The 9,588-nt window shown below is 59.0% G+C and carries 9 protein-coding genes and 2 pseudogenes; all 11 read left to right on the plus strand.

Annotation, left to right across the window (positions count from 1 at the left end; translation table 11 throughout):
• A pseudogene (locus tag ACT8II_RS08635) lies at positions 1–431 on the plus strand (signal recognition particle protein); the annotation flags it as partial.
• A 152-nt stretch (positions 432–583) separates the two neighbouring features.
• Positions 584–1,420 carry a thymidylate synthase gene (thyA, locus tag ACT8II_RS08640; protein WP_443813817.1) on the plus strand — a complete coding sequence of 279 codons (837 nt, stop codon included), beginning with the start codon at positions 584–586 and terminating at the stop codon, positions 1,418–1,420.
• A 154-nt stretch (positions 1,421–1,574) separates the two neighbouring features.
• Complete coding sequence (locus ACT8II_RS08645; RefSeq protein ID WP_443813822.1) at positions 1,575–2,087, plus strand: dihydrofolate reductase; 513 nt, start codon at positions 1,575–1,577, stop codon at positions 2,085–2,087.
• Between the two features lie 77 nt (positions 2,088–2,164).
• Positions 2,165–2,533, plus strand: a complete 369-nt coding sequence (locus tag ACT8II_RS08650; protein ID WP_294158537.1) for a VOC family protein — start codon at positions 2,165–2,167, stop codon at positions 2,531–2,533.
• A 1-nt stretch (position 2,534) separates the two neighbouring features.
• Positions 2,535–3,446, plus strand: coding sequence for a TrmH family RNA methyltransferase (locus ACT8II_RS08655; RefSeq protein ID WP_317440027.1), 912 nt, complete (start codon positions 2,535–2,537; stop codon positions 3,444–3,446).
• Between the two features lie 115 nt (positions 3,447–3,561).
• Positions 3,562–5,452, plus strand: a pseudogene (gene ftsH / locus ACT8II_RS08660) (ATP-dependent zinc metalloprotease FtsH).
• Between the two features lie 91 nt (positions 5,453–5,543).
• Positions 5,544–6,446: an NYN domain-containing protein gene (locus ACT8II_RS08665; RefSeq protein WP_294123424.1), complete on the plus strand. Its 903-nt coding sequence runs from the start codon at positions 5,544–5,546 to the stop codon at positions 6,444–6,446.
• A 189-nt stretch (positions 6,447–6,635) separates the two neighbouring features.
• Positions 6,636–6,977: a 50S ribosomal protein L19 gene (gene rplS, locus ACT8II_RS08670; RefSeq protein ID WP_118653815.1), complete on the plus strand. Its 342-nt coding sequence runs from the start codon at positions 6,636–6,638 to the stop codon at positions 6,975–6,977.
• Positions 6,978–7,093: 116 nt separating this feature from the next.
• Positions 7,094–7,882, plus strand: a complete 789-nt coding sequence (locus ACT8II_RS08675; RefSeq protein ID WP_294123868.1) for a ribonuclease HII — start codon at positions 7,094–7,096, stop codon at positions 7,880–7,882.
• 163 nt (positions 7,883–8,045) lie between these two features.
• Positions 8,046–8,519, plus strand: coding sequence for a YraN family protein (locus ACT8II_RS08680; RefSeq protein ID WP_118653817.1), 474 nt, complete (start codon positions 8,046–8,048; stop codon positions 8,517–8,519).
• Positions 8,516–9,588 (plus strand): YifB family Mg chelatase-like AAA ATPase (locus ACT8II_RS08685; protein WP_443813821.1); only part of this gene is annotated, 1,073 nt, incomplete at its 3' end. The genes ACT8II_RS08680 and ACT8II_RS08685, both read left to right, overlap by 4 nt.

The following is a 9,588-nucleotide window of genomic DNA, read 5'->3' on the forward strand; positions in this document are numbered from 1 at the left end:
GCGGCCAGCGCGCCCTCAACCAGATGGGCGGCGACCTCGACGAGAAGGTCTTCGACCGTAACGAGGCCATCATCCTGTCCATGACGGCAGAGGAGCGCCGTCGCCCCTCCATCATCAACGGCCAGCGTCGCGCCCGCATCGCCCGCGGTTGCGGTCTTACACCCACCGACGTCAACGCCCTCATGAAGCAGTGGGGCGAGATGAACAAGATGATGGGAAAGGTGCGCGCCATGGCGCAACAGCAAGGCGTCGGCAAGAAGGGCAAGAAGGGGAAAAAGGGCAAAAAGATGCGTATGCCCGGCGTCCCCGGCATGGGTGGCATGAACATGAACCAGCTCATGAATCAAATGGGCGGCATGCCCGGCATGGGCGGCGGCATGTCCGACATGGAGAAGCTCATGCAGATGAACGAGCAGTTCAGGCGGAAGTAACATCCTTTTCGTCAACTCGATCTGCGCCCGGCCTTATATACGCTACGGAGTGTGGTTGCGCTTCGCTCCACAAATACACTCCTACGGTATATAAGGCCGGGCTTCTGTTACCTTGTTTAGATATGTTCAATTGCGTGTGGAAGGAGCGAGTCGTGAGCAAGGCGGACAAGCTATTTGTGACCATGTGTCGCGACGGCACTACGACGGAGGGGGAGGAGGTCCGTCCACATTGGGAGGACGGCACTCCTGCGTACACCATCAAGAACTTCGGCGTTACTAACCGATATGACCTTCGCGATGAGTTCCCGGCACTCACGCTGCGCCGTACGGCACTCAAGTCCGCCATGGATGAGATCTTGTGGATCTACCAGCGCAAGTCCAACAACATCAACGACCTCAAGTCCCACATTTGGGACCAGTGGGCCGATGAGACCGGTTCGATCGGCAAGGCATACGGCTATCAAATCGCGCAGAAGTCGCACTATAAGGAGGGCGACTTCGATCAGATGGACCGCGTGCTCTACGACCTCACCCATACGCCGTACTCGCGCCGCATCATGACGAATATGTATACGTTTGCCGATCTGTCCGAGATGCACCTGTATCCGTGCGCGTATTCTGTGACGTACAACGTGACGGCTGAGCCTGGCTGCGACAAGCCGGTGCTCAACATGGTGCTCATGCAGCGTAGCCAGGATATCCTTGCTGCCAACAACTGGAACGTGTGTCAGTACGCCATCTTGCTCATGATGGTCGCGCGCCATTGCGATATGATCGCAGGCGAGCTGTTGCACGTGATCGTTGACGCGCACATTTACGACCGCCACGTGGATATCGTGCGTGAGCTCATCGAGCGGCCGCAGTTCCCGGCGCCCAAGGTCTCGCTCAATCCTGAAGTCACGAATTTCTACGACTTTACAACTGATGACCTCATTGTTGAGGATTATGAGACGGGGCCGCAGGTCAAGGGGATTCCCATCGCGGTCTAAATCCGTTTCGCCCGCCCCGCCCCGGAGCATATCACCCCGTGCTCAAACAGCGCTACGCGAACTGCGCGCGGGACGATATGCTCCGGGGCGGGGCTACGGTATCATCGGTTTAAAAGTGGATTGTGCCCCTGATGTACAAGAAAAGAGTTGCATGATGACATGTGAGCTTAAGGCCATCGTCGCTGTGTGCGATGACTGGGGGATTGGACGGGATGGCGATATGGTGGTGACTAATCGTGCCGATATGCGCCATTTTGTCAATAAGACCAAGGGCCATCCCGTCGTCATGGGACGTAAGACCCTTGAGAGCTTTCCCGGCGGGCGTCCGCTCAAGGACCGTCGCAACATTGTGCTCACGCGTGATCCCGCGTTTAAACGCGGGGGCATCGAAGTTGTTCATTCGGTTGAGGAAGCGCTCGCTGCCGTCGCGGATGAGGACGTTGCCTGGGTCATCGGCGGGGGAGCGGTGTACGAGCAGTTCCTGCCTCATTGCATCGAGGCGGAGGTCACGCGCAACCACGTGATACGCGATGTCGATACGTATTTCCCCAACCTCGATGTAGATTCCGCCTGGTCGGTCGTCGACTGTTCCGAGGTTTTTCGTATTGAGGAGGGCGCCGGCGACGCCGACGTCACCTTCGAGTTCATGACATACCGCAGATCGTAGGGGCCCGCGCCCCGTGGGAGCCTGTGGTTCGTACCGTCTGGCATATACCGTCAACCATCTTGTACGAAGGAGCAACCATGCAATTCAAGATGTCTCACACAGAAATCCACGTCCTCGATCTGGATGCGTCCCTCGCGTTCTACGAGAAGGCACTCGGCTTGACGCCGGTGCGCGAGGAGGGACCCGAGGACGGTTCCTGGAAGCTCGTGTTCCTCGGCAATGAGGCGAGTCCCTGCCAGCTCGAGCTCACGTGGAACAAGGGCCGTGTCGAGCCGTACAACCAGGGCGGGCATGACATTCATCTGGCTTTCGAGGTCGCGGACATGGGTGCCGCCCATGATCTTCACGCTTCCATGGGTTGCATCGTGAAGGAGAACCCCTCCATGGGCATCTACTTCATCGAGGATCCTGATGGTTTCTACATCGAGATCGTGCCGGTACGTTAAGATGCCTGGGGTTGAAATCGCTCATATTGACTCATTGGACGATCCTCGTCTTGAGGCGTACACGAAGCTGACTGAACGTCAGCTGCGTTCAGTGCTCGAGCCCGAGAAGGGCATCTTCATCGCGGAGAGTGGCAAAGTCATCGAGCGCGCGGTCGAGGCCGGCCTTGTGCCTGTGAGCTTCCTTTTGGGTGAGCGTTGGCTTGATCAGCTCACCCCGCTGCTCGAGAAGGTCGCTACCGACTTCCCCGAAATCGATATTCCCGTCTTTGTTGGCGAGATGGCTCTGCTTGAGCAGCTTACCGGCTTTTCGGTGACCCGTGGTGCACTTGCGGCGTTTCACCGGCCGCCGCTCGCGGATGCGGGTGCCTTCCTAGAAGGATTGGTTGAGCGCGCCTCTGGGCGCCCGATTCGCGCGTGCGTGCTCGAGGGCATCGTCGACCATTCGAATGTGGGCGCGATCTTCCGGTCCGCGGCGGCGCTCAACGTTGACGGCATTCTCGTGAGTCCGACCTGTGTGGATCCGCTCTATCGCCGTTCTGCGCGCGTGTCCATGGGCACCGTCTTCCAGGTACCTTGGACGAGGATTGGCACCGAGGCCCGCACGTGGCCCCGTGATGGTCTCGAGGTCCTGCACGATGCCGGCTTCACGTGTGCCGCCATGGCGCTCTCCGACGACTCGATTTCCTTGGACGACCCTCGACTTCAGGGCATGGAACGGCTCGCGATATTCATGGGAACCGAGGGCGCCGGGCTACAGAGACGCACGATTGACGGCTGCGACACGACGGTTCGCATTCCCATGGCGCACGGCGTTGACTCCTTGAATGTCGCCGCTGCGAGCGCCGTCGCGTTTTGGCAGCTCTGTCCCCACGTCGACAATGGGTACCAATATCGTCCGGGCATGTTTGCGTGATTGATGGCAGGTCTCTCCGTATCGTGACGGAGGGGCGTTCTTGATTCGCGCGTTTAACGGGCCGCGCTCGGGGGTATCCTCAGAGCATTACTGAACGTACGGACGGAGTTTCCTTATGGAAATGGATGATCATAAGCGTAGGCGGAATCTCATCCTCTACATGCTCATTGCCTTTGAGCAGCGTGCTGTTCCCCAATTTCAAGAACGGCGGGCTCGAGGTCGAGGATGTCACGTATTCCCAGCTTTTGAGCGATCTCGAGGACAAAAAGGTCGATGAGGTCAGCTACACCACCGATGATGCCCAGGCGGTCTACACGCTCAAGGGCGAAGAGGGCAAGGCGTATCGCACCACCACCATGCCCACGGACGTGGATCTCACTAATCGCATCGAAGAGGCTGGTGCAACTCTCAAGGTGACGATTCCCAAGCAGGATTCCGGCATGTGGACCTATCTGTTCATCACGGTGTTCGCTCCCATGCTCATCTTCTTCCTGCTCGGTTGGTGGCTCAATCGCCGTATGAAGAAGGCCATGGGTGACGACAACCCCTCGATGGATTTCTCCGGCGGCGGCTTTGGCGGCTTTGGCGGCGGCAACCTTGGCAAGTCCGGCGCTCGTATCGTCGCTTCCAAGGATGTCGGCGTCACGTTCAAGGACGTCGCTGGTCAGGAAGAGGCCAAGGAGTCGCTCAAGGAGGTCGTGGACTTCCTGGAAAATCCCAAGCGTTATGAGGAGATCGGCGCTAAGCTGCCGCGCGGTGCTCTGCTCGTGGGTCCTCCCGGTACCGGCAAGACGCTGCTCGCGAAGGCCGTTGCCGGTGAGGCGGGCGTTCCCTTCTTCAGCATTTCCGGATCTGAGTTTGTCGAGATGTTCGTCGGTCGCGGTGCCGCCAAGGTGCGCGATCTGTTCAAGCAGGCTAAGGAGAAAGCTCCCTGTATCGTCTTCATCGATGAGATTGACACCATCGGCAAGAAGCGCGATGGCGGCGGCTTCTCTGGCAATGACGAACGTGAGCAGACGTTAAATCAGCTTCTCACGGAAATGGACGGCTTTGACAACCAAAAGGGCATCGTGGTTCTCGCCGCGACGAACCGCCCCGATTCCCTCGACGCCGCGCTCCTGCGCCCGGGCCGCTTCGATCGCCGCGTGCCGGTCGAGTTGCCCGACCTCTCCGGGCGCAAGGCGATTCTCGAGCTCCACTCCAAAGATGTGAAGACCGAGCCGGGCATAGACCTCACTGCCATCGCCCGCGCGACGCCCGGTGCCTCCGGTGCCGATCTTGCTAATATCATCAACGAGGGAGCCCTGCGCGCTGTTCGTCTTGGTCGCAAGCGTGCGACCCAGGAAGACTTTGAGGAAAGCGTCGAGGTTGTCATCGCCGGTCAACAGCGCAAGTCCACGGTGCTTTCCGATCATGAGAAGCAGGTAGTTGCGTATCATGAGATTGGCCACGCCATCGTCGCCGCACGTCAAAAGGGGTCGGCGCCGGTAACCAAGATCACCATCGTGCCTCGTACAAGCGGTGCACTCGGCTATACCATGCAGGTTGAGGAGGACGAGCGGTTTCTCACCACGAAGCAGGAGGTCCTTGATAAACTTGCCGTCTACTGCGGTGGGCGTGCCGCCGAGGAGCTTATCTTCGGCGAGATGACCACCGGTGCCGCAAACGATATCGAGCAAGCGACCAAGCTTGCCCGCAATATGATCACGCGATTCGGCATGTCCGAGGAGTTCGGCATGATGGCGCTCGGCACCGTGCAAAACGCCTACCTCAACCAGGACACCTCGCTCACGTGCGCACCCGGTACGGCGGAGCGCGTTGATGCTGCGGTCCAAAAGCTCATCGCCGAGGCGCACGGACGCGCCCTCCAGATGCTCAAGGAGAATAAGTTCAAGCTCCATGAGCTCGCTCATTACCTGTATAAGAAGGAGACCATTACGGGCGAGGAATTCATGAGTCTCCTTACGAGGGAGAACCCGCTCATGCCCAAGAGCCCTCAGAAGTAATGGTGGTTCATGTCCTCATATGACATACGACCCCGTCCGTCTTTTTGCGCGGACGGGGTCGTCGCATGCGCATGCAACTCGAAGGGATGCTATGTTCGAAAACGCTTCGGAGCTCCGTTTTGCCGTCCTGATCGATGCCGATAACGTGAGCGAAAAATATATCAAGGTCATCCTCGACGAGATTTCGAATGCGGGTGTCGCTACATACAAGCGCATCTACGGTGACTGGACGAGCCCTCGACTGGCGAGCTGGAAGAGCTGTCTGCTTGACCATTCGATTATCCCGATGCAGCAGTACAGTTATACGTATGGCAAGAATGCCACGGACTCGGCGATGATCATCGATGCCATGGACATCCTGTATTCGGGTACGGTCGACGGATTCGCCATCGTCAGCTCTGATTCCGACTTCACGCGTCTCGTGGCGCGCCTGCGCGAGAGCGGTATGGTGGTGATCGGCATGGGCGAGCAAAAGACTCCCAAGCCGTTCATCTCCGCTTGCAACCAGTTCAAGTATCTCGACCTGCTGTACGCTCGACAGCAGCTGGAAGAGGCCGATGATGCCGGTGATTCCCGCGAGGACGATGTTTCGGCCCCTGTCGGCAAGCCCGCGCCTCGCCGACGGCGCCGCCGCCCCGGCGATGCCGGCGGATCCGCATCTGAACCGAGCAACTGCGCATGTGATGAGGCGGAGGACGAGATCGAGGGAGAGGTCGCTTTCGGCGAGATGAGCCGAGCGGACAAGCGCCGCCATCTTCGGGCGATCCGTTGCGCCATTAACGCCGTCATCGATTCCTTCGGCGATGAGGACGGTTGGATTTCCTTGGGGCTGCTCGGCGACCAGCTCGGAAAGCGCCTTCCCGATTTCGACGTTCGCAACTATGGATATAAACGGCTCCGCCCGTTCCTCAAGTCGCTCGGTGTCTACGAGTTCGACGAGCCCGCGGGCGAGCAGGGCAAGCGCCAGATCAACCTCCGTCAACGAGATCTCTAGAGCGCCTTGTACACGGGACGCGTTGTAGCCGTTTCTCGGTGCGTACGCTACGGGGCGTGCGGATAATCGCGTGGAGGACTTGAGGTTTTCCTTGGTATAGCACTGCTTCTTGTGTATACTTGCTGCTGTTTGTTCAACCTATGTGCCGGCGTACGCGTGCGGCACCTCTAGAAGAGTAAGGAATCTGTCATGGATTACATCCGCGCAATCGAGCGTCAGCAGATCCGCGAGGACATGCCTCGCATCCTGGTCGGCGACAACGTCAAGGTCCACTACCGTATCAAGGAAGGCGACCGCGAGCGTGTCCAGGTCTTCCAGGGCGATGTCATTCGCCTGCAGGGTGCCGGTTCCCGTGAGACCTTCACCGTTCGTAAGATCTCCTACGGCGTGGGCGTTGAGCGTACCTTCCCGGTTCATTCCCCGAAGATCGCCAAGCTCGAGGTTGTTCGCCACGGTAAGGTCCGTCGCGCCAAGCTGTACTACCTGCGCGACAAGGTGGGCAAGGCTGCCCGCATTCCCGAGAAGCGCTAAGCACGGTTTTAGGGTTTACAGATCCGTACGGAAAGCGGGCCGCTCATTTGGGCGGCCCGCTTTCATAGAGAGGGTCGTGCGCCGCGCGGCGCATTGATTCTTATAAGGGGGATATCGTGGCGAATATGACGAGTTCGGCCTCTGCCGCCCAAGTTGCGGCAGAACTTGCGAGCGCATCGTTCGAGGAAATCGAGGCCCTTGTCGAAAGGTATGCCGAAGATCCCCGCCTCCAAGTCCAGAAGGCATGCGAGCGCGCGCGGCGCCGATTGGACAAGGAACGCACCGAGCGCGACCGCGTGGATGCCATGTACGCAACCATGCGCGAGCTTGGTGGTCCCGGCGTCGTTGTCGGCGTCGATGAGGTCGGCAGGGGTTCGGTCGCCGGACCACTGACCGTGTGTGCCGTGTGCCTGCCCGATGAGCCGCGCATCTGGGGTATCAACGATTCGAAGCAGCTCACTCCTGCCAAGCGTGAGATCCTTGCCGTCCAGATAGCAGAATGTGCGCGGGCGATCGGCATCTGCCATATCCCTCCCGCGCGTATCGATGAGATCGGCATGGCCCGTGCGCTGCGTGAGGCGGTGGCAGGCGCGGTTGCCGATACCGGGTTAGAGCCCGATTGCGTCCTCATGGACGGCAATCCTCTCGGTGCCGTCAAACATGAGCGCGATGTCGTAAAGGGTGATGCCACGGTGGCTTGTATTGCGGCGGCCTCGATTGTCGCAAAGGTCACGCGTGATGAGATGATGGTCGAATATGACGCCGAATACCCTGATTATCACTTTGCACAATCAAAGGGCTATGCCTCTGCAGAGCACATACAAGCAATCAAGGAATACGGTCTTTGCCCCATACATCGCGTGAGTTTTTGCGGAAACTTTTTGGAGACTGCACGACTTTTCTAGCTCCTCGATGATCCTTGCGCCTTACAGGTAAGGCCTCTTCCTTCACGTCGCCTGGCTGTGTCAGGTGCTGCCAGATTCCGCGTATGCTTTTGCGGGGCGTTTTTGAGACGGCTATGGGATAGCAGGTCCGATACTTCCCTCACCGGATGTGAAGGGAGTGCATATGGGCGCGAACAAGAATAGAGAGCGGGCGCAGGCGATCCTGAGGCGTGCCATTGACGAAGGGGAGTGCGTCTTCGATGGTCAGTACCTAAGCGGGATGTCGAACAAGCTCATCGGAACACTGGGGGAGGAGCTCGCGGCGTGTTATCTCGAGGGCCGGGGATACGAGATTGTCGAACGCAATTACCGCTGCCCAGAAGGTGAGGCTGACATAATCGCCCACGATTGCGACTCCGAAGAAGTCGTCCTCGTGGAGGTCAAGACACGGCGCAGCACTGCGGTCGATTCATATCCCGAAGAAGCCGTGACACCGTCCAAGATCAAGCGCTATCGCCGCATCGCCTATCAATTCATCGCCGAACACTTCCCGTGCCAGTCGGTCCGTTTCGACGTTATCGCGGTCACGCTCGCCTCGAAGGGCGCATGTGAGATCCGCCACCTGTATGGCGTGTTCGACTGGGAGGCGGACCAATGAGCGCAACGCCTCAAACATTTGCCGTTCATGCGGCTTGTATACGAGGGGTGGAGGCGTTTGAGGTTACCGTTGAGATCTCGTCGTCGGGAACCATTCCGGGTATGACCATAGTCGGCATGGCGGATGCCGCCGTCATGGACGCGCGCAGCCGAATCCGATGCGCGTTGCGTTCGAGTGGTTTCATGGTTCCGCGGTGCACGCTTACGGTGAGCCTTGCGCCCGGGGATGTCCGTAAGACCGGATCGGGGCTCGATTTGCCTATCGCCGTGGCGATTCTTGCCCTCTCGGGCCAAATCCCCCTGGAGGGTCTCGATGATTGCCTCTTCGTTGGGGAGCTCGCCCTCGATGGGACCGTCTGCCCCGTCAAGGGCGAGGTGGCCTATCAGTTGCTCGCACGTGATCTCGGTGTTTCCTTTGTTGGGGGATTTAACTCCGAGCATGTGCCCATCGGCGAGGTGCAAGCAAGTTATCTGGAGCGTCTCAGTTGCCTGAGCGTCGGTATCGGTCGAGGTAAAAAGCCGTTTTGCGTCAATCCGTCCCATCGTGCTGTTCATGGGTCAGCGCTTGATTACGGCGATGTCGTGGGTCAGGAAATCGCGAAGCGGGGATTGGCGATTGCGGCAACGGGAGGCCTGGGCCTGATGATGATCGGGGCCCCGGGATCCGGCAAGACCATGCTCGCCAAGCGTATGACGGGCATCCTTCCTCCCATAGATGAGATTGAGCTTCAAGAGGCGCTCTGTATCCATTCGGTCGTTGGCGAGCGCACCGAGTCCTTGTTGAGGGGCTCGCGACCGTACCGAAACCCACATCACAGTATTTCCTCGGCAGGACTCATAGGCGGCGGGCGTCCGGTCCGTCCCGGTGAGATCAGCTTGGCGCATGGTGGCGTGCTCTACCTGGACGAACTCGGCGAGTTTTCATCGAATACCCTCCAAATGCTACGACAACCGATGGAAGACGGCGCCGTTCGAATCGTCCGTGTCGATGGAGCCTACACGTTTCCGGCGCGATTCCAACTCATCGCTGCGAGCAACCCCTGTCCCTGCGGGTACTTGGGGGACCGTGA

Origin of the sequence: Collinsella sp., assembly GCF_052346665.1 — a bacterium.
GTDB lineage: Bacteria > Actinomycetota > Coriobacteriia > Coriobacteriales > Coriobacteriaceae > Collinsella.